Annotated in this window: 25 protein-coding genes; 14 read left to right on the forward strand and 11 right to left on the reverse strand. The window is 64.7% G+C overall.

Annotated features, from left to right (window positions below; genetic code table 11):
• Position 1 precedes the first annotated feature (1 nt).
• Positions 2-1528, reverse strand: a complete 1527-nt coding sequence (locus ACXAJV_RS12415; protein WP_475085701.1) for a pilus assembly protein TadG-related protein — start codon at positions 1526-1528, stop codon at positions 2-4.
• A gap of 85 nt (positions 1529-1613) precedes the next feature.
• On the opposite strand from ACXAJV_RS12415, the gene argE reads away from it, so the two are divergent.
• Complete coding sequence (argE, locus tag ACXAJV_RS12420) at positions 1614-2783, forward strand: acetylornithine deacetylase (protein WP_475085703.1); 1170 nt, start codon at positions 1614-1616, stop codon at positions 2781-2783.
• Between the two features lie 445 nt (positions 2784-3228).
• Positions 3229-3618 (forward strand): hypothetical protein, encoded by a 390-nt coding sequence (locus ACXAJV_RS12425; RefSeq protein WP_475085704.1) that lies wholly within the window; start codon positions 3229-3231, stop codon positions 3616-3618.
• A 58-nt stretch (positions 3619-3676) separates the two neighbouring features.
• Here the strand turns inward: ACXAJV_RS12425 and ACXAJV_RS12430 are convergent, their stop codons facing one another.
• A complete protein-coding gene (locus ACXAJV_RS12430) occupies positions 3677-4891 on the reverse strand; it encodes an NAD-dependent epimerase/dehydratase family protein (protein WP_475085705.1) in 1215 nt (404 codons plus the stop codon).
• Positions 4892-5273: 382 nt separating this feature from the next.
• Here ACXAJV_RS12430 and gap point away from each other — a divergent pair, with 382 nt between their 5' ends.
• The 3 genes from gap to ACXAJV_RS12445 all read left to right on the forward strand — a co-directional run bounded on the left by gap (position 5274) and on the right by ACXAJV_RS12445 (position 8667).
• On the forward strand, positions 5274-6287 hold the full coding sequence (gap, locus tag ACXAJV_RS12435; RefSeq protein ID WP_348508808.1) for a type I glyceraldehyde-3-phosphate dehydrogenase: 1014 nt from the start codon (positions 5274-5276) through the stop codon (positions 6285-6287).
• Between the two features lie 22 nt (positions 6288-6309).
• A complete protein-coding gene (locus ACXAJV_RS12440) occupies positions 6310-7521 on the forward strand; it encodes a phosphoglycerate kinase (protein WP_475085707.1) in 1212 nt (403 codons plus the stop codon).
• Between the two features lie 108 nt (positions 7522-7629).
• A complete protein-coding gene (locus tag ACXAJV_RS12445) occupies positions 7630-8667 on the forward strand; it encodes a class I fructose-bisphosphate aldolase (protein WP_475085709.1) in 1038 nt (345 codons plus the stop codon).
• Between the two features lie 81 nt (positions 8668-8748).
• Here the strand turns inward: ACXAJV_RS12445 and ACXAJV_RS12450 are convergent, their stop codons facing one another.
• Positions 8749-9216, reverse strand: coding sequence for a peptidase S1 (locus ACXAJV_RS12450; protein WP_475085711.1), 468 nt, complete (start codon positions 9214-9216; stop codon positions 8749-8751).
• 176 nt (positions 9217-9392) lie between these two features.
• Here ACXAJV_RS12450 and thiE point away from each other — a divergent pair, with 176 nt between their 5' ends.
• The 4 genes from thiE to ACXAJV_RS12470 all read left to right on the forward strand — a co-directional run bounded on the left by thiE (position 9393) and on the right by ACXAJV_RS12470 (position 12692).
• Positions 9393-10007 (forward strand): thiamine phosphate synthase, encoded by a 615-nt coding sequence (thiE, locus tag ACXAJV_RS12455; RefSeq protein ID WP_475085712.1) that lies wholly within the window; start codon positions 9393-9395, stop codon positions 10005-10007.
• 76 nt (positions 10008-10083) lie between these two features.
• Positions 10084-11217 carry a tetratricopeptide repeat protein gene (locus ACXAJV_RS12460; protein ID WP_475085713.1) on the forward strand — a complete coding sequence of 378 codons (1134 nt, stop codon included), beginning with the start codon at positions 10084-10086 and terminating at the stop codon, positions 11215-11217.
• 104 nt (positions 11218-11321) lie between these two features.
• Positions 11322-11888: an elongation factor P gene (gene efp / locus ACXAJV_RS12465; protein ID WP_475085714.1), complete on the forward strand. Its 567-nt coding sequence runs from the start codon at positions 11322-11324 to the stop codon at positions 11886-11888.
• A 6-nt stretch (positions 11889-11894) separates the two neighbouring features.
• Positions 11895-12692 carry an inositol monophosphatase family protein gene (locus tag ACXAJV_RS12470; RefSeq protein WP_475085716.1) on the forward strand — a complete coding sequence of 266 codons (798 nt, stop codon included), beginning with the start codon at positions 11895-11897 and terminating at the stop codon, positions 12690-12692.
• A 97-nt stretch (positions 12693-12789) separates the two neighbouring features.
• On the opposite strand, the gene ACXAJV_RS12475 is transcribed toward ACXAJV_RS12470, so the two are convergent.
• Positions 12790-13398 carry an FMN-dependent NADH-azoreductase gene (locus ACXAJV_RS12475; RefSeq protein ID WP_475085718.1) on the reverse strand — a complete coding sequence of 203 codons (609 nt, stop codon included), beginning with the start codon at positions 13396-13398 and terminating at the stop codon, positions 12790-12792.
• Between the two features lie 231 nt (positions 13399-13629).
• On the opposite strand from ACXAJV_RS12475, the gene ACXAJV_RS12480 reads away from it, so the two are divergent.
• Positions 13630-14622: a hypothetical protein gene (locus ACXAJV_RS12480; RefSeq protein WP_475085719.1), complete on the forward strand. Its 993-nt coding sequence runs from the start codon at positions 13630-13632 to the stop codon at positions 14620-14622.
• A gap of 3 nt (positions 14623-14625) precedes the next feature.
• Complete coding sequence (locus ACXAJV_RS12485; RefSeq protein WP_475085720.1) at positions 14626-15615, forward strand: peptidoglycan-binding protein; 990 nt, start codon at positions 14626-14628, stop codon at positions 15613-15615.
• Between the two features lie 11 nt (positions 15616-15626).
• Here the strand turns inward: ACXAJV_RS12485 and ACXAJV_RS12490 are convergent, their stop codons facing one another.
• The 3 genes from ACXAJV_RS12490 to ACXAJV_RS12500 form a co-directional block, all read right to left on the reverse strand.
• The gene (locus ACXAJV_RS12490) at positions 15627-15932 is read right to left on the reverse strand and encodes a CcdB family protein (protein WP_475085721.1); all 306 of its coding nucleotides are present in this window, start codon (positions 15930-15932) and stop codon (positions 15627-15629) included.
• Positions 15933-16187: a type II toxin-antitoxin system CcdA family antitoxin gene (locus ACXAJV_RS12495; protein ID WP_475085722.1), complete on the reverse strand. Its 255-nt coding sequence runs from the start codon at positions 16185-16187 to the stop codon at positions 15933-15935.
• A gap of 74 nt (positions 16188-16261) precedes the next feature.
• Entirely contained in the window at positions 16262-17167 is a 906-nt protein-coding gene (locus ACXAJV_RS12500; protein ID WP_475085724.1) for an alpha/beta hydrolase, read from the reverse strand.
• Positions 17168-17371: 204 nt separating this feature from the next.
• Here ACXAJV_RS12500 and rpmE point away from each other — a divergent pair, with 204 nt between their 5' ends.
• A complete protein-coding gene (gene rpmE / locus ACXAJV_RS12505) occupies positions 17372-17590 on the forward strand; it encodes a 50S ribosomal protein L31 (RefSeq protein WP_475085725.1) in 219 nt (72 codons plus the stop codon).
• An 86-nt stretch (positions 17591-17676) separates the two neighbouring features.
• Here the strand turns inward: rpmE and rcdA are convergent, their stop codons facing one another.
• Positions 17677-18201: a protease adaptor protein RcdA gene (gene rcdA, locus ACXAJV_RS12510; RefSeq protein WP_475085726.1), complete on the reverse strand. Its 525-nt coding sequence runs from the start codon at positions 18199-18201 to the stop codon at positions 17677-17679.
• Between the two features lie 77 nt (positions 18202-18278).
• Entirely contained in the window at positions 18279-18476 is a 198-nt protein-coding gene (locus ACXAJV_RS12515; RefSeq protein WP_291883908.1) for a DUF1192 domain-containing protein, read from the reverse strand.
• Between the two features lie 53 nt (positions 18477-18529).
• Here ACXAJV_RS12515 and ACXAJV_RS12520 point away from each other — a divergent pair, with 53 nt between their 5' ends.
• On the forward strand, positions 18530-19528 hold the full coding sequence (locus tag ACXAJV_RS12520; RefSeq protein WP_475085728.1) for an NAD(P)H-quinone oxidoreductase: 999 nt from the start codon (positions 18530-18532) through the stop codon (positions 19526-19528).
• Positions 19529-19682: 154 nt separating this feature from the next.
• Positions 19683-20348 carry a DUF1013 domain-containing protein gene (locus ACXAJV_RS12525; RefSeq protein WP_348508825.1) on the forward strand — a complete coding sequence of 222 codons (666 nt, stop codon included), beginning with the start codon at positions 19683-19685 and terminating at the stop codon, positions 20346-20348.
• Between the two features lie 55 nt (positions 20349-20403).
• On the opposite strand, the gene ACXAJV_RS12530 is transcribed toward ACXAJV_RS12525, so the two are convergent.
• Entirely contained in the window at positions 20404-21198 is a 795-nt protein-coding gene (locus ACXAJV_RS12530; RefSeq protein ID WP_475085729.1) for an SDR family NAD(P)-dependent oxidoreductase, read from the reverse strand.
• Positions 21199-21312: 114 nt separating this feature from the next.
• Entirely contained in the window at positions 21313-22164 is an 852-nt protein-coding gene (locus ACXAJV_RS12535) for a tetratricopeptide repeat protein (protein WP_475085730.1), read from the reverse strand.
• Positions 22165-22220: the final 56 nt, after the last annotated feature.

Here is a 22220-nt window from a genome sequence, read left to right on the forward strand (position 1 = left end):
CCTACCGGGAGAGGCGCAGATTGGTCAGGTCACCGGCAATCATCTCGAAGGCGCTGCGCAGCGCCGATTCCGACGGCGAGTCGAAATAGAGATAGGGCGTGCTCGCACAATCGCGCATCATGTTCCGGGTCGAGGTCGAGTTGACCTGGAAGGTGATCGTGTAGACGCGGATGCCCAGCGACTTGGCGTAGTCGCAGGCTGCCCGGGTGCGCGCATCCAGTGCGTTCGACAGCGAGCCGGAGCTTGACGTGACAACCCCGACCCGGCCGTCGCGCGCATAGCCATAGCCGGAATAGTCGGAATAATTCCGGTTCGACCGGCCATTGATGACATTCTCGCCATCGGTCAGCACGACCATGGCCTTGATCGTATCCTCTTCGCCGAAGGGCGAGCCGCCGGTGAAGGGTTCGCCGGGCGAGAGCACGCGCACACCCCAGCCGATCCCGTTGGGGATATTGGTCGTGCCATTGGCGATCATGTCGCCGATCGCATCATCGATCGTGCGGCGATTGCTGGTGAGCGGCGTGATCGGGCGCGCGGTGCAGCCCCAGCCCGGACCGGCGCCGGAGATCCAGGCATTGGTGTATTTCGACGTATTGCGCATCCGCGCCCGCTCGTCATACCCGCCCATATCGTCGTCGAGATAATCGTTGGAATAGGAGCCGCGGTCGGATTCGTCCGGTGCGAAATAGGGCACGAACAGGGTTTCCGGATCGCCGGCCGAGGGCGGGGTGTCCTCGACATCGTGCGGGATGGGCCGTGCCTCCACACAGCCCGTCCAGTCGCGATTGCGGATCGTGTCGTAAATGTCCCAGCGATTGGCGGCCGGGCTGAAATTCTCCGAGTGAACCGGCGACAGCCCGTCCGGATCCATCCACCAGGCGCGCTCGAACCGGGTACCGACATTCACCGTCGAGGAGAAGGGTACCAGGCCGATCCGCAGCATGCCGGCATCGGCGCCGTCGAACAGGATATCGGTCAGCAGCAGGCCGGCCGAGCGCAGGCTGGAGATTTTCGAGCCGCCCATGGAGCCGGTATTGTCGAGCACCATGACCAGTTCCAGCTCGCTGCGTGCCCGCTGGACCTCGGTCTCCCAGCCGACCGTGAGATGGGGGATGCCGATCAGGCCCAGCACGATGGTGTCGATCTTCGACTCCGCGCTGACCCGCACCCGGTCATTCACCGTGTCCAGCGTCACCACGAGATTCTGCACGCTTCCGATCTCGCGGTTCCGGTAGTTGGCCTGCAGGAAGTCGCGGGCCAGCGTGGCAGCGTCGGTCTCGCTGATCGAGGTCTGCACGCCGACGGCCAGCGCGGCCGCGTCCAGCGCCTGGGAGAGGCGGGTGCGGGCATTGAGGGCCTGGTTGAGATCGACGGCACCGCCCGACAGCACGGTCAAAGGCGTCAGCACCAGCGCGAAGATCATCGCGACATTGCCGCGCGTCGCCCGCGCGAACATCATCATCCGGTTTGCCAGCTTCGCGATCATCGCCCACATGTCCCAGTCGAACCGGGCGACTGTGCCCAAGATCGCGCCCGGGGCGGACTCGCATTTGTCTTTGCCGTAAAAACCCGGCTAACACGTTGGCGACAATATAAATCGGATTGCTCTCATGGCCGCTGCCTCCTCCCGTCTCGACACTGCCATCGCCGAACTGCGCGATCTGGTCGCCTTCGACACCACCTCGCGCAATTCCAACCTGCCGCTGATCGACCATGTCGAGGCCAAGCTGGCCGCGCTGGGGGCGGTGTGCGAGCGCATTCCCAATGCCGACGGCACGAAGGCCAATCTGCATGCACGCTTCGGCCCGGCGGTGGATGGCGGCGTGATCCTGTCCGGCCATACCGATGTCGTGCCGGTGGACGGCCAGCCCTGGTCGACCGATCCCTGGTCGCTGACCGAAAAGGAGGGGCTGCTCTATGGGCGCGGCACCTGTGACATGAAGGGGTTTTCGGCCTGCATCCTCGCCCTGGCGCCGGCCTTTGCGGCGGCGGAGCTGAAAAAGCCGGTGCATATCGCGCTTTCCTATGACGAGGAGGTGGGGTGCCTCGGCGCGCCGGCCCTGATCGACCGGATCATGGAGGGCCCGGTAAAGCCGGCCATCGTGGTGGTCGGCGAGCCGACGGACATGAAGGTGGTCACCGCGCACAAGGGCCTGTTCTCCCTGACCGTGAAACTGCGCGGCCGCGAGGCGCATTCCTCGCTGGTCAGGGATGGTGCCTGCGCCGTCACCCACGCCGTGCCGCTGATGCAGTATCTGGTCGACGAAGCCGCGAAGATGGAGGCCGCCGCGCCGGCCGACAGCCCGTTCAACCCGCCCCATGGCACGCTGACCATCGGCCAGATGCACGGCGGAACCGCGCTGAACATCCTGGCGCTGGAAGCCGAATTCGCCTCGCTGATGCGCCCGGCGCCCTGGGATGATGTGCGGGCGATCGAGCGGGGTCTGCGGGAGAAGGCGGCTGCTGTCGAAGCGAAAATGCGCGAGGGTGCGCCCGAAGCGCGGGTCGAAATCACCGTGCGCTCCGATGTGCCGGCCTTTGCCCCGGAAGAAGATGGCGCGGCAGAACGCCTGGCCCGCCAGCTCACCGGCGACAATTCCACCCGCGTCGTCTCCTACGGCACCGAGGCCGGCCAGTTCCAGGCTGCGGGCCTCTCCGTCGTCGTCTGCGGCCCCGGCTCGATTGAGCAGGCCCACCAGCCGGATGAATTTGTATCCATCGACCAACTCGATGAGTGCTGCGTGTTCATAGAAAAGCTTGTGCGGGTGCTGGAGGGGTAGGTGGCAAGGCGGGCAGACCGAAAAGCAAGCCGGTTCCAAATTGGAATCTACTATTTCGTACTGGCGGTCGTATTGCTGGTATCAGTTTCGGCGTTGATGATACGGGGTTTTGAGACCTTTGTTATTGTCGCGTTTTGCGGCGGAGCTATCTCGATCGCGGCAGGTTATGTGCTCGGCGTTTCAAGGTTTAATCAATAGATATGCACCGTCATCCTGACGAAAGTCAGGACCCAGACCGGCCGTTCGACTGGGTTCCGGCTTTCGCCGGAATGACGGTAGAGGTTGGGGCGGGTTCAGGGTGTGATGGTCGCCACGCGGCGCACTTGAGGGCGAAGTCGGTCATGTCTTCCATGAGGTCATCGACCAAGTCTATCAATATTGTATCTTCCTTGAGCGGCTGGTGTCAGTGGTTCGCGTCTAGAAGCGGTCGGGGACGGGGGTTTCCATGAGTTATGCCTTCCGGTTTGATCCGGAAATCATGTCGTTCCGCATCCGTTTTGAGGGGCGGGTCGACATGGAGGAAATCCTCCGGTCGGACCGGGAAATCATCTCCCAACCCGAATGGCCCGGTTCGCGCCGTATCCTGACCGATCTGGCCCGCAGCGCTGATCTGAGCGCGCTGACGGTGGAGCAGTATCTGCGTGTCGCCATGCCCTATATGGATGCGACCCGGGAAGAGCGTGGCCCGGGCGTGCGCGAGGCCTGGGTTATCCCCGAGCGCTGGAATTCGCCCATTATCCAGGTCTGGGAACACCTGCCCCTGAAGGATGCGCATCACGCCTTCGCGGTCTTCGAAACCGAGTCCGATGCACTGAAATGGCTGCTGCCGCGCTGACGGGCACAAAAAAGGGCGCCGCTTCGGGCGCCCTTCTTCGTTCCGGTGGCCGGACGGCCTATTCCGCAGCGGTCTCCGCAGCGGACTTGACGCCTTCGGCGGCTTCCTCGCGGCCCTTGCCCCAGTAGGAGATGCAGGGGATTTTCGTCCTGTCGCAGCGCTCGGCATATTTGCGGGCGATATCGGTGACTTCTTCCATCAGGCCGTCGGCCAGCGTGGTGGGCTTCAGGCCCATCTGCAGGAAGGTATCGTTCTCGACATGCAGCTCGTTCTCGTCGGCCTCGTTGCGCGGGTTCGGCACCAGCTGCATCTCTGCGCCGGCGAGATCGGCGATCATCTTCGCCAGATCGCGCACGCGGTGCGTCTCGGTCATCTGGTTCATGATGCGCACTTTTTCACCGTGCTGCGGCGGGTTTTCGACCGCCAGCTGAACACAGCGCACGGTGTCCTGGATGTGGATGAAGGCGCGGGTCTGGCCGCCCGTGCCGTGCACGGTCATCGGATAGCCCACGGCGGCCTGCATCAGGAAGCGGTTCAGCACCGTGCCGTAATCGCCGTCATAGTCGAACCGGTTGATCAGGCGCTCGTCGCGCTTGGTCTCTTCGGTCTGGGTGCCCCAGACGATGCCCTGGTGGAGATCGGTGATCTTCACCTTGTCGTTCTTGTTGTAGAAATGGAAGAAGAGCTGATCCTGGGTCTTGGTCATGTGATAGATCGAGCCCGGATTGGCCGGATACAGGATTTCCTGGTCCTGCAGGCCGTGCTCCGTTTCCACCTTCACCTTGAGATAGCCCTCGGGGATCTTCATCCCGGCCGTGCCATAGCCATAGACGCCCATCGTGCCGAGGTGGACGAGATGGATGTCGCGGCCACTGTCGACGATCGCGGCCAGCACGTCATTGGTGGCGTTGAGATTATTGTCGACGGTATAGCGCTTGTGGCGGGCCGACTTCATCGAGTACGGCGCGGCGCGCTGTTCGGCAAAATGGATGATCGTGTCGGGCGCTTCCGCCTCGATCAGGTCCACCAGCTCCTGGTAGTCCTTGCCGACATTCATGTTCACGAACCGGATTTCGCGGCCGGAGACGTCCTTCCAGGCTGCGAGGCGTTCCGACATCGGACGGATCGGCGTCAGGCTGTCGACCTCAAGCTCGACGTCGATCATGCGCCGGGACAGATTGTCCACGATGACGACATCGTGACCGAGATTGGAGAGGTGAAGCGCCGTCGGCCATCCGCAGAAGCCGTCTCCGCCCAGAACGATTACTTTCATGTGTTACGCGCCTGCCCTTGACGTGTTGATCAACTGTTGAAAAGGGTTCTCGCAGGGGGGCGGCGGCATTTCAAGTCCTCGCCTGCGGGAGCTGCTGCGCACTGCGGACGGGCCATGGGAGCGCCCGGCAGGGGCTCAGCCCTGCAAACGATAGCGCTATCACGAAAAATTATTTCGGGTTTCCGGGGGTTTGCGGAAGGCGCTTTTGCGGGCCGGACGGTGTCCGGCAATTGTGATTGCTCCGCCGGCGGAAGGAAAAATTTCCCGTCCGGACCCATTTGCCGCACTGCATCGGTGGACGCAGGCGCGAAAGGCCGCTAAATCCGCGCCAAATTCTGGCCGGGAATCTGCCTTCCGGCGTGCTGCATGGAGAATTGTGAGCATGGCTCTTCGCGTTGCGATTACCGGCTTTGGCCGTATCGGCCGCCTGGCACTGCGTGCCGTCCTGGAAGAGAAGCGCTGGGGCGAGATCGAGGTTGTGGCGATCAATGACAGCTCGACGCCGGAAACCAATGCGCACCTCCTGAAGTATGACAGCGTGCACGGCCGCTATCCCGGCGAGATCAAGGTCGGCGACGACTGGATCGATGCCGGCTTTGGCAAGATCCAGAAAGTCTCGAACCGCGATCCGGGGCAATTGCCCTGGAAGGATCTGGGCATCGATATCGTCCTGGAATGCACCGGCAAGTTCAATTCGAAAGAAGCCTCGATGGCGCACATCGAGAGCTCCGGCGCCAAGAAGGTGCTGTGCTCGGCCCCGGCCAAGAATGCCGACAAGACGATCGTCTACGGCGTGAACCACGACCAGCTGTCGGCCGACGATCTCGTCGTCTCCAACGCGTCCTGCACCACGAACGGCCTGGCGCCGGTCGCCAAGGTGCTCAACGATGCCGTCGGCATCGAGCGCGGTCACATGACGACGATCCACGCCTATACCGGCGACCAGCCGACGCTGGACCGCAATCACAAGGACCTGCACCGCGCCCGTGCGGCCGCCATGTCCATGATCCCGACCACGACCGGTGCCGCCAAGGCTGTCGGTCTGGTGCTGCCGGAACTCGCCGGCAAGCTCGACGGCGCTTCGGTGCGCGTGCCGACCCCGAATGTGTCGCTGATCGACCTGGTCTTCACGCCCGGCCGTGCCACGACCGCGGAAGAACTGGCCGAGGCCGTCAAGGCGGCGGCCGACGGTCCGATGAAGGGTGTGCTGGGTTATGACAGCATCCCGCTCGTCTCCATCGACTACAATCACGACAGCCGCTCCTCCATCGTCGCGATCGACAAGATCAATGTGGTCGACGAACGCCTCGCGCGCGTCATGACCTGGTACGACAATGAGTGGGGTTTCGCCTGCCGCATGATCGACACTGCTGTCGCCATGGGCAAATACCTCTAGATCGCGCTCGGGGCTTTTGATCATGACGCAGATCCGCCGGATCCAGGACGCGGAGGTCGCCGGCAAGCGCGTCCTCGTGCGTGTCGACTTCAACGTGCCGATGAAGGACGGGCAGGTGACCGACGCCACGCGTCTGGTCTCGGCCATCCCGACCATCGAGCATCTCACCGGTGCCGGCGCGAAAGTGATCCTGCTGGCGCATTTCGGCCGGCCGAAGGGGCAGCGCGTGGCGGAGATGTCGCTGGAACCGGTGGCCCAGCCGCTGGCCGATCTTCTGGGCGCGGCGGTGGATTTCTGCACCGAGACCACCGGCGACGAGGCCCTGTCGGCCGTGGCCGACATGCAGCCGGGCGATGTTCTCCTGCTGGAAAACACGCGCTTCCATGCCGGCGAGGAAGCCAATGATCCGGCGTTTGCCAAGGATCTTGCCGATCTCGGCGATATCTACGTCAACGACGCCTTTTCCGCCGCCCACCGTGCGCATGCCTCGACGGAAGGTGTCGCACACCTGCTGCCGGCCTATGCGGGCCTCGCTATGCAGCGCGAGATCGACCATCTGGTCGCCGCGCTGGAAGCGCCGGAACGTCCGGTTATCGCCCTGGTGGGCGGGGCCAAGGTCTCGACCAAGCTGGATCTCCTGAAGAACCTGGTGAAGAAGGTCGACATCCTTTTTGTCGGCGGCGGCATGGCCAACACGCTGCTGCATGCCCAGGGTGTCGGTGTCGGCGTCAGCCTGTGCGAGAAGGATCTGGTCGATACGGCCCGCGCCATTCTTGCCACGGCCGAGGAATCCGGCTGCCGCATCATGCTGCCCTCCGACGTCGTCGTGGCGACGGAGTTCAAGCCGAACCCGGAAACCCGCCTGGCGCCGGTCAATGACGTCGCCGACGACGAGATGATCCTCGATTGCGGCCCGGCCACTGTCGTGGCGCTCGCCATGGCGATGGAAGAGGCAAAGACGCTGATCTGGAACGGTCCGCTGGGTGCGTTCGAGACGCCGCCCTTCGAGACCGCGACCGTGGCGGCGGCACAGCAGGCGGCAACGGCGGTCAAGGAACGCGGCCTCGTCGCCGTCGCCGGTGGCGGCGACACGGTGGCGGCGCTGAACCAGGCCGGTGTGTCGAATGATTTCTCCTTCATCTCCACGGCAGGCGGCGCCTTCCTGGAGTGGATGGAAGGCAAGGTCCTTCCGGGCGTGAGCGTGCTCAAGGACGAGGCCGGCGTCGCGGCCTGAGCCGGGCGGCGGTGGGCAAGCCGGGTCCGGCGTACTAAAAGGGCCCGAGGGTAAAACGGGCGGACCGCGGCGGTCCGCCAATCGGTATTTAAAGCTGGGGTAGACGCGATGGATCTCGATCAACTCAACGAAACCGCCTGTGCCATGGTGGCGCCGGGCAAGGGCATTCTCGCGGCGGACGAGTCGACGGGCACGATCGGCAAGCGTTTTGCCTCGATCGGTCTGGACAACACGCCGGACAATCGCCGGGACTGGCGCGAAATGCTGTTCCGCACCGAAATGGCGATGAATGAGCACGTCTCCGGCGTCATCCTGTACGACGAGACCATCCGCCAGAGCGCCAAGGACGGTACCACGCTGGTCCAGCTGATCCGCAATGCCGGCGCGATCCCGGGCATCAAGGTCGATACCGGTGCCAAGGCGCTGGCCGGCGCTGAGGGCGAGACCGTGACCGAGGGCCTGGACGGCCTGCGCGACCGCCTGGGCGACTATTACGAGCTCGGCGCCCGCTTCGCGAAATGGCGCGCCGTGATCAATATCGGCCAGAATGGCGAAGACAGCGTGCCCAGCCAGTACTGCATCAATGTGAACATGCACGCCCTGGCCCGCTATGCGGCGCTGTGCCAGGAAGCCAATATCGTTCCGATCGTCGAGCCTGAAGTTATCATGGATGGCAACCACTCGATCGAGCGCTGCTATGAAGTCACCGAATTCGCGCTGAAAACCCTTTACCGCGAACTGTTCGACCAGGGCGTTGTGCTGGAAGGCACGATCCTCAAGCCGAACATGGTGATCTCCGGCACCACGGCGGATGACCGTGCGGGCATCGAGGAAGTCGCCGACATGACCGTGCAGTGCCTGGCCAATTGCGTGCCGGCCGCTGTTCCGGGCATCGCCTTCCTGTCGGGCGGGCAGAGCGACGAGGAGGCCACGGCCCACCTCAATGCCATGAATGCCAGCTATGACCTGCCCTGGCCGCTGACCTTCTCCTATGGCCGCGCCCTGCAGGCCGCGCCGCTGAAGGCCTGGGCCGGCAAGGCGGAAAATCTCGATGCCGGTCAGGCCGCCTTCAACCACCGCGCCCGCATGAACGGCCTCGCCTCGCTCGGCGAATGGGACGCGGCACTGGAGAAGGAAACGGCATGAACCGCCGGACCTTCGACATCTGCGCAATAAAAAACGGGGCCCCGCGGGGCCCCGTTCTCGTTTCGGATATCGCCGGAGGGCCTAGCGGCCCAGCTCGGAGATGGTCAGCGTGGCGGAAGCCATGCCGCTGCCGGAACCATAGGTGCCGATCCAGATGTCGTACTGACCAGACGGCGGGTTCGACCAGGACACCATCGGGTTCAGGCCGTTGCTGTCGTCATTGCAGTACCAGGAGCCGTCCGGTGCGTTGACCACGATCGTCGTGTCCGAGCTCGAGCGGGCACCGATGTAGAGCGGCAGGCTGCCGGCATTGTAGTGCAGGCGGTAGTCCGGTGCGTTGGCGATCATGCCGCGGCAGGCGCCACCGAGCGAAGAACCGGCGTCGATCGAGCCGCCGGCGGTGATGGAAACCGTGTACGGATCCGGCGCGAAACCGGCCGTCAACGTGGTCTGGCCGAAGGTCGGGCTTTGCGACCAGTCCTGGGCGGCAGCAACACCGGCGACCGCGGCAGCGGCGATCGTGGCGGCGAAAACGGTTTTGATGGACATGAATTCCCCCTGCGAAAAAAAAGATCGGGAGGCTCACGGCCATCCCGTACGCGTGCTTCTCACATAATGCAGATGAAGGGAAGCTGAACGTAGTTCGGGCGGCGTTTTCCCCCGCGCGCAATGGCGGGCGCTGAAAACGGTTGTCGGCTGCAGGGCGAGCTGCCAGAAGAGCCGGCATGACGACCGCGCTCTACCTGATCACCCCGCCCCGTATCGACGAAACATTCGTTGCCCGCCTGGCCGAAGCCCTGGGTGGCGGTGAGGTGGCGGCGCTGCAGATCCGCCTGAAGGATCATTCCCGTGACGAGGTCCGCGCCCTGGCGCCGGCCCTGATCGAGACCGCCCATGCCCGCGATGTCGCCGTGATCCTCAATGACGATCCGGAACTGGCCGACGCGCTGGGCTGTGACGGTGTTCATATCGGCCAGCAGGACGGGACGGTGAAAGCCGCGCGCGCGATCATGGGCAAGGACCGCACGGTCGGCGTGACCTGTCATGACAGCCGCCACCTGGCGATGGTCGCCGGTGAGGCCGGGGCGGACTATGTCGCCTTCGGCGCTTTCTACCCGACCGCCACCAAGGACGCGCCGACGCAGGCCGAGCCGGGCATCCTGACCTGGTGGACCGAATTGTTCGAATTGCCCTGTGTCGCGATCGGCGGGATCACGGTCGGCAATGCCGCGCCGCTGGTCGATGCTGGGGCCGATTTCCTCGCCGTGTCCGGCGGTGTCTGGAACCATCCCGACGGACCCGCTGCCGCGGTGAAGGCGTTCAACGAAGTGTGCCGCTGAGCGGGCCGCTGTGAGGGCCGCATGTGACCGCTATGTCACTTGACCGGCACCCCTGCGTCGCGCTGAAAGAGACGCCATGATCCGATCCGTCCTGACCGCCGCCTGCCTTGCCGTCCTCTCCGCCGCTCACGCGCAGGAGGAGCCGGCAGCGGCATTTCCCGACGAGCTGATCCTGCTGCCCGAAGATGTGCAGCGCGAGGCGCAGGCCGGCGATTTCGATGCCGAGACCGCCGAGGTCCCCACCGGCATGACCCCTGCCCAGGAAGCTTGGTACCGGGCGCAGATGGCCTTTGTCAGCGAGGACTGGTACCTGGCTCGCCGCTATGCGGAAACGGCCGCCGTTTCCGGCATCACCGACGCCGCAGCGCTGGCAGGCCTGATGGCTCGCGACGGACGCGGCGGTGAGGCCGACATGGCTGCGGCTGCAGGCTGGTTCCGCCGGGCGGCCGAACAGGATCACCCCGTTGCGCTCTTCCAGCTCGGCCTGCTGGCCCGGCTGGGCGATGACAGTCTCGATCTGGGCGATCAGCGACGCTGGTTCGAACGCGCGGCACGGGCCGGGCATATCGATGCCATGGTCGCCTACGCGCTGGCCCTGAAGGCCTCTTCGGTGCCGCAGGACGGCCAGTCAGCCCGGCGCTGGGCGGAACGGGCGGCGCAGCAGGGATCGGCCGAGGGCATGTATCAGCTGGCCCAGATGCTCGATGCCGGCGATGGCGGCGCGCGTGACGCCGAGGGCGCGCGTATCTGGTATGAGCGGGCAGCCGACGCCAATCTGGCCGAAGGCGCTTTCCAGGCCGGCATGATGTGGGCCGATGGCGAGGGTGGCGAGCAGGACGATGCCGAGGCGAGGCGCTGGCTGCGCATTGCCGCAGAAAGCAATTATCCGCCGGCCCAGGGCCAGTATGGCCTCATGCTCTACCAGGGCCGTGGTGGCGAGGCCGATGCCGCGCTGGCGGCTCACTGGTTCGGCCAGGGCGCGCGCGGCGGCGATGCGGAAAGCCAGTTCCTCTACGCCTTTGTGCTGGCCCAGGGCGATGGTGTCGAGCAGGATCTCGAGGCGGCCTATCGCTGGGTCGTCGCGGCCGGCGCCGATGCGCTGGGCGCACCGGTCCACAATCGCGACCGCGACCGTTTGCAGGCGGCACTCGAACGCGCGCTGCCGCTGGAAGTCCAGGCGCGTGTCCGCGAGGTCGGCGCGGGCGACTGAGCCGATTGCGGCGCCGCGCTTGCCGTTCCCTGTCCTCGCTGATAGGAGAGCGCCACCTTGCGGCTATCCGGCCGCTGTTCCGCTTATTGCCCCAAGGTGACGGCATGAAGATCAACGGCAATGAAATCCGGCCCGGCAACGTCCTGATGCACCAGGACACGCTTTGGGTTGCGGTGAAGACCGACCACGTGAAACCGGGCAAGGGCGGCGCTTTCGCCCAGGTCGAGCTGAAGAATCTGCTCGACGGCCGCAAGCTGAACGAACGCTTCCGCGCCGCCGACAAGGTCGAGCGCGTGCGTCTGGAACAGAAGGATCACACCTTCCTGTTTGATACCGGCGACATGCTCACCTTCATGGATTCCGAGAGCTATGAGCAGATCGAGCTGCAGAAGGATTTCGTCGGAGAGGACCGCGCGGCCTACCTGCAGGAAGGCATGACCGTCGTTGTGGAATTCCACGAAGATCGCCCGATCGGCATTTCCCTGCCCCAGCACGTCACGCTGGAAGTGGCCGAAACCGAGCCGGTCGTGAAGGGCCAGACGGCGGCCAACTCCTACAAGCCTGCCATCCTGTCCAACGGCGTGCGCTCTTCCGTGCCGCCCTTCGTCGGCATGGGTGAGAAGATCATTGTGGCCACCGAGGACGGTTCCTACGTCCGTCGCGCGGACTGATTCGGCATGGGTGCCCTCTCTCCCCTCCTGACCGTGATGACCGAAGTGGCCGCCCGCGCCGGGCGCTCGCTGAATCGCGATTTTCGTGATGTCGAGCACCTGCAGGTGTCCCGCAAGGGGCCGGCCGACTTCGTCTCCATTGCGGACAGGAAGGCCGAGGACATCATCTATGACCGTCTGACCCAGGCGCGTCCGGGTTACGGTTTCCTGATGGAAGAGCGCGGCGTGGTCGAGGGCACTGACCGCTCCCACCGCTGGATCGTCGATCCGCTGGACGGGACGCTGAACTTCCTGCACGGCATGCCGCACTTCGCCGTCTCCATCGCGCTGGAGCGCGACGGCGAGCTGGTCGCCGGCGTCGTCTACAATCCCGCCACCGACGAGATGTTCCACGCCGAGAAGGGCCGTGGCGCCTGGCTGGCGGACCGCCGTCTGCGCGTCGCCAGCCGCAAGCATTTCGACGAGGCCGTGATCGCCACCGGCATGCCCTTCATGGGCAAGACCGGCCATGCCCGCTTCCTCAAGGAATTGCACCAGATCATGCCCCACACGGCGGGGATCCGCCGCATGGGCTCCGCGGCGCTCGACCTCGCCTGGGTCGCGGCCGGCCGCTATGACGGTTTCTGGGAACGCAATCTGAAGTCCTGGGATATCGCAGCCGGTATCGTGCTGGTGAAAGAGGCCGGCGGTTTCGTGGCCGAAGCCGATGGCGGCGAGGACATCCTGCGCACCGGCAATATCGCCGCCGGCAACGAGGACATGCTCGCCGAACTCACCGCGCGCCTGAAGGCGGCGTCGGCCTAGGGCAGAATTGTCTCCTGCGGAAACGGTTCTGCTCCAGACTCCTGAGTGGTCGCGTGATCGAACCGGTGATCCGGTGTCCACTTCACCTGATCACGCTTCAGGCCGCCAGCGTCTCGATCCGTGCATGCGCCGCTTCGAGCTTCTCGGCTTCGGCAAACATCAGCTGTCCGGCATCGATGATCGCGACATCTGTGATGCCGATGAAATTCAGCACATGCTTCATGTAGTCCGTGGCGAAGTCGGCCTCGCTGCCGGCTGCAACGCCGCCGGAGACATAGACCAGGATGGCGCGCTTGCCGGTCAGCAGGCCTTCCGGGCCGGCTTCGGTATAGCGGAAGGTTTCCCGGGCCCGGGCGACCAGATCGATCCAGGCCTTCAGCGAGGCCGGAATGGTGAAGTTGTAGATCGGCACGGTGATGACGATCGTGTCGGCAGCGCGCAATTCCGAGACCAGCCGGTCGGAGAAGGCCAGGGCGGCCTTCTGGTCGTCGCTGCGCTGGGCGGGCTCGGTGAAGTTCGCGCCGATCCAGGTCTCGTCGACCAGGCGCATCGAACCGTCTGCAAGGTCGCGCACCGTGACGCGCGTACCCGGGCGCTGCGCGGTGAGGCGGTCGATCACACGATCAGCGAGGCCGCGGCTGTGCGAGCCCTCCCGGCGCATGCTGGCGTCGACGCGGAGGATGTGGCGGGGCGAGGTATCGGTCATCGGAAGACTCCATCGGCTTTCCAGGTCCGGCGGCGGGTCTGCCGCGCGACGATCGACAATTATGTTCTCTCTCATCCGGATTTAATTCGCCTTTTGGAATTCCATTAATTCCGATCTGGAATAAGGTGCTGCAGGACGCCCGCGCCCCCGGCGGCAGGCAGGCTTTGACCTCGCCTCCAAAATGTCCCAATCCGGGGTAAGGAAGGGCTGGAGCTGACACGAGGGGAAGGTATGCCTGTTCTCGACCGGAACGATCGCACGCATTCCGCACCGGCGGTGCGCTTTACCGGACCCTGGCGGTACATCGTCTGGATGGCGCTGTTCACGGCGGCGGTTGCAGCGATTTCGCTGTTCCTGATCGAGCCGCTGCAAGCGGCATTCATGGCTAACCCGGCGATTAACGGACTGATCCTTGCCGTGCTCGTCATCGGTGTTCTCTACACCTATGCCCAGGCGCTGGGGATCGGGCCGGCCGCTCGCTGGCTGGTGCGTTTCCGCTCCTCAGAAGACCCGTCCAGCTTGCCACGGCCGCCCGCACTCATCGCGCCGATGGCCTCGATGATCGGCCAGGCCGATGGTCGCGTCTCGCTGTCGGCCGGCTCGGTGCGCACCGTGCTCGACTCCGTCGGGGCTCGCATGTCGGAAGCGGGCGCCTTCACACGCTATTTCGGCCGCCTGCTGATCTTTCTCGGCCTGTTGGGCACATTCTGGGGCCTCTTGCAGGTTGTCTCCGATGTCGGCGAGGCCGTGCGGGCGGTGACAGAAAGTGCGACGGGTGCGGAAGCTGATGTGCTGCGCCTGATGTCGGCCATCGAAGACCCGATCCAGGGCATGGGCACGGCTTTCGCCTCCTCCCTGTTCGGTCTGGCCGGCTCGCTGGTCATCGGTTTTCTCGATCTTCAGGCCAGCCGCGCCCAGAACCGTTTCTATAACGAGATCGAGGAATGGCTGTCCTCGATCTCGCGCCTGGCGGCCGCCGGTCCGGCATCGGCGGGCGATGGCGAGGTTTCCTCGGCCTATGTCGGCGCCCTTCTGGAGCAGACGGCCGAAACCCTCGACCGGCTCGCGCATACGCTGGAGCGCCACACCCGCCAGCTCGATACCACACTGCAGCGCTTTGCCGAGGACAGCCGTGCGTCGAACGAGGAGGGGGTGCGGGCCCTGCGCGACGAGCTGCGGGTGTTCATCCGTGCCCTGCAATCGCGGGAGCGGGGAGGGGAATAAGCCATGGCTTCGCCCCGGTTTGCGCGTTTCCAGGAAGCCGACAACGGCGATCACTGGCCCGGCTTCGTCGATGCGTTGGCGACATTGCTGCTGGTCATCGTCTTCCTGTTGTCGATCTTTGTGGCCGGCCAGTTCGCGCTGTCGCGCGCGCTGACCAGCCGGGACGACCAGCTGGCCGATCTCAATGCCCGTCTGTCCCAACTCGCCGATGAGCTCAATCTGGCCCGCGACGAGAATGCGGCGCTGGAAGTGCGCATCACCGGCCTGCGCGAAGAGCGCGACGCGCTGGAAGACGCGCTGACCCTGGCGACGGGCCGGGTGGAAAGCCTGCAGTCCGATCTCGCGGCGGAAGAGGAGATGTCGGAGGAGAGCCGCCGTGCGCTCGCCTTGCTGAACCAGCAGATGCAGGTGCTGCGCGACCAGATCGCTTCGCTCAACGCCGCGCTGGAGGCCTCCGAACAACGCGCCGAGGAGGCCGAGGCGCAGGTGATCAATCTGGGTGAGCGTCTCAACGCCGCCCTTGCCGAACGCGCGGCCGAACTAGCCGTCTACCGCTCCGATTTCTTCGGCCGCCTGCGCGAAATCCTCGGCAACCGCACCGGCGTGCGCATCGTCGGCGACCGGTTCGTGTTCGAGACCGATGTCCTCTTCCCCTCCGGCTCGGCAGCACTGTCGAGCGAGGGACGCGAGAGCCTGCGGCCCATCGCGGATGCCATCATCCAGCTGACCGACGAGATCCCGGGCGATATCGAATGGGTGATCCGCATTGACGGGCATACCGATCCGGTGCCGATTCGCACGACCTATCCGTCGAACTGGCATCTCTCGGCCGCGCGCGCGATCTCGGTCGTGCAATGGTTCGAGGATCTCGGCGTGCCGTCCGAGCGGCTGGTCGCCGCCGGCTTCGGCGAAAACCATCCGATCGCGCAGGGCCGCTCGGCCGAGGCCAATGCCCGCAACCGCCGCATCGAGCTGAAACTGACTTCGCGTTAGGTGATGCGGGATCAATAGCCCTGAAACAGGAAGTCCATCGCAGCGGTGATGGTGTCGCGGTGTTCCCGGATGTTTCCGACAGGTTCGCCGAGCCAGTGGAGGGGTTGGGCACCGATATCGGTGGTCACGAGGACATGGCGCTCGCCATCGATTGCGAGGATTGGTTTCAATCGTGGCAGGGAAGGTTCCTCATCGGGTCCGGCCGCGCGCAACGGGATAACCACACGGCTCGCGAAATTCTCGAGAATGTCGGCCTGGACGTCGACCAATAGCGGAACGTGCCATGTGTTGACCCGGTAGAGATCGAACCGCGCCACCTATTCATCCTTCGGCTGGGCCCACCACGGGGTCGGAAGCAATGTGCCTTCCCGCTCGATGCGGCGATTGTGCGCCTCGATCGCCTCGCGGTTTTCCTCGCGCCAGCGGCGGCCCTTCTCCTCGCGAACCGCCGCCTCGATGCCGGCCTCCGCCGCGCGGGAGGTGTTCAGGCCCAGCGCGCGCGCTTCCGCCATGATGTCTTCGCGAACCGTCAGATTGACGCGTTTGCGGGGTGCGGGTTGCTCATACTTCATCGCGCACTGCTCTCGTTGATCCGAAGAGCATACGCACGAGGAGTGTGTATATCAATGCGGATGCGGCCCGGTCGCTACTCGTTCCCGACATCGGGCTGGCCGCCCTCGATCAGATACCAGGGGACTTCGCCATAATCGTAAGGCGGGTAAGGATAGAGCCAGCGCAGGGCATCGAGCGCGGCGCCGTGATAGATCGTTGAATGTGTCTCGGTTTCGCGGCGGTCGACATAGCGGTACTCCGGCGCGCCTTCGACCGCATCGAGGGCCGCAAGCAGCGTATCCAGCCCGGCCTGCATCGTGCCGCCCTCATCGCCCATCGTGAGATAGACACGCGTGTCCGAATGATCGGCGGCGGCAAGGTGTTCGACGGCCCGTTCGGCCACGGCCTGATCGTCCCACCACAGGCTGGGCGACACCGAGATATAGTCGTCGAACAGGTCAGGCTGTTCGAGCAGGGTGTCGACGATGAACAGACCAGCCAGGCTTTCACCGATCACGGCCCGGCGCTCGCCGACGCGATAGGTCGCCTCGATGAAGGGGATGACGTCCCGCGCAATATAGGCCCGGAAGGCATCCGCCCCGCCCGAGGTGTCGAACTGGCTCTGGTAGCGCGCGTCTGCGGGTGCGGGCGTCAGCTCGTGGATACGTTCAGTGGTCTCGATGCCGACCACGATCAGCGGCTCATACTGCCAGGAGATCACGCCGAGCTGGGCGAGGCCGGCGATGTGCGGGAAGTCCTGCTCCACCCCGCCATCAATCAGGTAGAGCACGGTGTAGGGCGTTTCCGCGGTGTCGTGATGCGGTGGCAGCCAGACATTCACCGTTCGTGTTTCGCCGAGGACGGAAGAGGTTATCGCGTGGGATGTGCCGGAATGGATGGGCGTTGCGCTGTTGCTGTCGCTGCCGGCGGTGGTGCCCTGGGCTGTGGCGGGGGCGGCCACGACGACCAGCAGGGCGAGGCCGCAGGTCAGATTTTTCAAGCGCTTCTCCTCTCGTACCGATAGGGCGGGAGGATCACGTCAATCGGTTAGCCAGGCAAGCCCGGAGACCTTGTTCCCGCAACACATGGCGGTGGTTGCTCTGGCGCTGGGCTTCCTGTATAGACCCGCGCTCCTGAGTTTATATGAGCTGCGTGCCCGGCAACGTAATCGGGTGGCGCGGCGGATCAAAAGAAAGCCGGACCGATGAAAAAGGATATCCATCCCGAGTACCACGTCATCACTGTGAAGATGACGGACGGTAGCGAGTTCCAGACGAAGTCGACCTGGGGCAAGGAAGGCGACGTGCTCACCCTGGACATCGATCCGACGTCTCACCCGGCCTGGACCGGCGGCAATCAGCAGCTGTTGGACCGCGGCGGCCGTGTTTCGCGCTTCAAGGACAAGTTCAAGGGCTTCGTGTAAGCTGTCCTTTCAAGACGCCAAGAGAAAAGGCGCGCTCCGCAGGGAGCGCGCCTTTTTCTTTGCCCGTTCTCAGGGATGCAGATGCATCAGCGCTCGCCAAAGGCCCCGCGCAGCATGGCGATCTGGTCGGCGACCGGATTGGTGTCGATCTCCATTGGCCCGTCGACATAAAGATTGTCGTCGATCCGCTTGAGCCGGTCATAAAGCGAGCGCGAGCGGCGCACGAGATCCATCAGGACCGCCGGTGCTATTTCACCCTCTGGCCAAAGCCCGTCGGCGGGACGGTCGCGGGACAGCCGGTACTTGCCGTCCGTGGCGTCGTGGGCCGACATTTCGCCCTCGGACACGGCGCGCTGGGCCAGCAGCCAGGAGGCGGCCTGCATCAGGCGCGTGGTCAGCTTCATGCTCTCGGTGGCGTAGGACAGGGCGCCGGCGCGGTCGAGCGACTTGGAGTCGTCGCGCCCCGGCCCGTCCAGATAGGACGCCGTTTCCTCGACCAGGTCCATGCCTTCCCGGAAGAGTTTCTGGAACATCTCCGAATTGGCGAAGTCCTGGGCGCGGGCTGCCGGCGCGCCGCCGGCGGGAAAGAGGTTCGGCGTATTGTCAGTCATCACGTGTCCAGTTTCGGTCCGCAAACATCTGGCCCGATTCGTAGCAAGGCTCGGGCCAGACTGCCCGAAACTCTTGATCAAAACTTAAACACGGCGTCCGCAGCGCTGCGACCGGCCTGCTTCTTGTCGGTCATGGTGTCGATTCGACGCAATTCGGCCTCGAGCAGGGCGCGGCGCTCGGCGAGATCTTCCAGAGAGAGGGCGCTGAGATCCTCGCCGGGGATGATGGCATTCTTCGCCCGGGCGCTTGCGGGCATATCGTCATCGTGAAACATGGGAGCCTCCACACTGCGATGACACAACATAGCGCGAAGCCGGAAAAAGTCCCATGACCCAGCCCACGCCGTCCGCTGAAACCACCCGTATCGTGATCGCCCGCGAACCCGGCGGCCCGGACGTGCTGGACGTGGTGACGCGCCCTGTGACGCCGCCAGGACCCGGTCAGGTGCTGATCCGCAACCGCGCCTGCGGCGTCAACCGGCCGGACCAGATCGAGCGCCTCGGCTTCTATCCCGCACCGGGCGGCGCGCCTGAGGGGCTGGGTCTGGAAGTCGCCGGTCATGTCGCAGCGCTTGGCGCGGGCGTCGACGGGTTTGCGGTTGGCGATCCCGTCTGTGCGCTGGTCGCGGGGGGCGGTTATTCCGACTATGTCATCGCGCCGGCTGGCTCCGTCCTGCCGGCACCGCCGGGGATCGATCTCGCCGATGCTGCAGGATTGCCGGAGACCGTTCTGACCGTGTGGACGAATGTGTTCGAGATCGGGGCATTGTCACCGGACGAGACACTGCTGGTTCATGGCGGGACGAGCGGGATCGGCACGACGGCGATCCAGATGGCCAAGGCCCATGGTGCACGCGTGATCGCGACGGCCGGGACGGCACACAAGGTGGCGCTGTGCGAGCGCCTGGGCGCCGATATCGCCATCAACTATCGCGCCGCCGGCTTCGAGGCGGTCGTGAAGGATGCCGGGGGGGCGGACGTTGTTCTCGACATGGTGGGCGGGGATTATGTCCAGAAGAACATCAATTGCGCCAATGTCGGTGTCCGCATTGTCTCGATCGCATTCCTGAAAGGCAGCCGGGTCGAGGTCGATCTGATGCGGGTCATGCTCAAGCGGATCGTGCTGACGGGCTCGACCCTGCGGGCCCGGCCCGACGCCGAGAAGGCGCGGCTGGCGCGTGCGGTGCGAGAGACAGTGTGGCCGTGGATCGCGGCCGGCCGCCTGGCACCGGTGATCGACAGCCGCTTTGCGTTGGACGATGTGAGGTCTGCCCATGCGCGTCTGGATGGCGGCGAACATGCGGGGAAGATCCTGCTGACTTGCTGACAATTGGCCGGGGCAACCGCTTTGCAGCGGCGCCCGATTGCGGTATAAAACCACCAAATCGCTTCGTGTACGGGCTATCCCGAACTGGAGCGTCGGAAGCCCAAGCCCGGCCGCCGCGTCGGGCTTTTTTGTTTCTCCCAGGGAGATTGAATCCATGACCGAGATCCTGATGCCGAAAGCCACGGCGGTCTGGCTCGTCGACAACACCTCGCTCACCTTCGAGCAGATTGCCGGTTTCTGCGGCCTGCACCCGCTGGAAGTCAAAGGCATTGCCGATGGCGACGTGGCCGTGGGTGTGCGCGGCGCCGACCCGATCTCCAACGGGCAGCTGACCCGGGAAGAAATCGAGAAGGCGGAAAACAACAGCGACTACCGCATGACGGTGGTGAAGCCGAAATACGCCGACCTGCACACGCCGGCCAAGCGCCGCGGTCCGCGCTATACGCCGCTGTCGCGCCGCCAGAACCGTCCGGACGCGATTGCCTGGCTGGTGCGCAACCACCCGGAACTGTCCGACGCCCAGATTTCCAAGCTGATCGGTACGACCAAGACCACGATCCAGGCTGTACGCGAGCGCACGCACTGGAACTCGGCCAATATCAAGCCGACGGATCCGGTCTCGCTGGGCCTGTGCACCCAGATCGATCTCGACGATCAGGTCAAGAAGGCCTCGGCCCGCCGCCGCAAGCTGGAAGAAGAAAATCCGGAAATGCTCAGCGATACGCTCAAGGCCCAGGAAGAGCTGGAAAAGCCGAGCGACGAGTTCAATCCGGACGATGTCGATCTGGAAACCCTGTTCGGCGGTTCCAAGCAGGACTGATCATCATCAGGATGACAGGAAAAGGGCCGGTCCCGTCGGGGCCGGCCTTGCTGTATCAGCTCACCGTGTAGTTCATCGCCAGCCGCCCGCCATCGACATAGAGCGTGGTGCCGGTGACATAGCTGGCATCGCGCGAAGCGAGGAAGGATGCCACAGAGGCAACTTCGTCGGGATCGCCGATCCGCTGCAGCGGCGTGCGCGACATGATCTTGGCCATGGCTTCGGGATTGTCGTTCACGGATTTGAGCACATCGGTATTGATACTACCCGGGCCGATCGCGTTGACGCGGATACCGTGTTTCGCGAGCGCCAGCGCCATGGATTTGGTCAGCTGATCGATCGCGCCCTTGGTGACGCAATAGGCCAGCTGGTCGGGAATGGCCACGACGCCGTTGACCGAGGACATGTTGATGATCGCATAGCGGCGGCGGGCATCCTCGACGCGTTCGCCGCCTTCCTCGATCTGATCGACCATCTGACGCGCCGCTTCGCGCGCGACCAGGAAGGCGCCCTTGAGATTGACGCCCAGAACCCGGTCGAAATCGCCATCCGACAGATCGAGAATGTCACCCTTGGCGACGATGCCGGCATTGTTCACCAGCACGTCCAGCCGGTCGAAGGTCGCCCGCGTTTCTGACAGGAGGTTATTGACCGACAGCCGGTCCGACACATCGCAGGAGACGAAGAGGGCCTTGCCCTTCTCGGCGCCCAGCTCGTCGGCCAGGGCTTCGCCGGCCTGCTGGTCGATATCGGCAATGACGACCTGGCAGCCATCCTCGCTCAGACGGCGCGCACAGGCCTTGCCGATGCCGTTGGCTCCACCGGTTACGATGGCGACGCGGTCACCCATGATGTGATCCTCTTGTTCCAAACGGGCGTGTTGCGCCCAAGCGGGATCGCTGACCTTGCACGAGCTGCGGCGCGTTGCAATGGCGCCTGCCCGGATACCGGGGTGGCGGGACGGTCAGGGATTGTGCGTGCGCTGATAGTCTTGGGTGATTTCCGGATCGTCCGGCGCCAGCTGCCAGGCCCGGCGGTAGAGCGGCAGGGCTTCGTCCATCCGGCCGAGTGCCTCCAGCGCCGAGGCGTGGGAGTGCACGATCGCGCCGGATTCGGGTTCCAGCGCTACAGCCTGTTCACACAGGGGCAGTGCCGTGCGGGCGCGGCCGTCCTGGATCAGGGTCCAGCACAGCATGTTCAGCGTGGTGCCGCTGTCCGGCTCCAGTTCGACGGCCCGGCGTGCATCGTCGACGGCGGCGCCGGTCATGCCGGCGTCCAGCAGGGCGCTCGACCGGTTGATCCATGCGCCGGTCCATGACGGTTCCAGCCGGACGACGTGATCATAGGCGACCACGGCATCGGCGGCCCGATCCATGTCCTGGTAGATGATGCCCAGCGTCAGCCGGGTCATCACATCGTTTGGCATCTCAGCGGCTGCGCGCCGCAGATCGGACAGCGCCTCGTCGAGCTGGCCAAGTTCGGTCCGGGCGATGCCGCGATTGCGCCACAGCGTCGGTTCGATCACTTCAGCGCGCTGGGTTTCTGCAATCGCGAACGCGAAATTATAGGCGTTCAGTGCATCCTCGTAGCGCTGTTCAGCAAGAAACGCGGCGCCCAGGCCGGCATAGACACTGACCTCACGATCCGGCTCCAGGTCCTCGCTGGCCAGGCAGGTCTCCAGATCCTCGATCGCTTGCGCGCTTTCGCCCGCATCCAGCGCGAGCCGGCCAGCCTGACAGGGCGACACGTCCTTTTGAGCCAGGGCGGCCGGGGCCGCGATCAGGGCGAGGGACAGGAGGGCTGCAAAGGCACGCATGATAGTCTCCGTTTCGGGACACGCAGTGTAACCTGCAAAAAGGGCGGCTCGAAAGC

It is taken from the genome of Maricaulis sp. ABE4_448, from assembly GCF_056160825.1.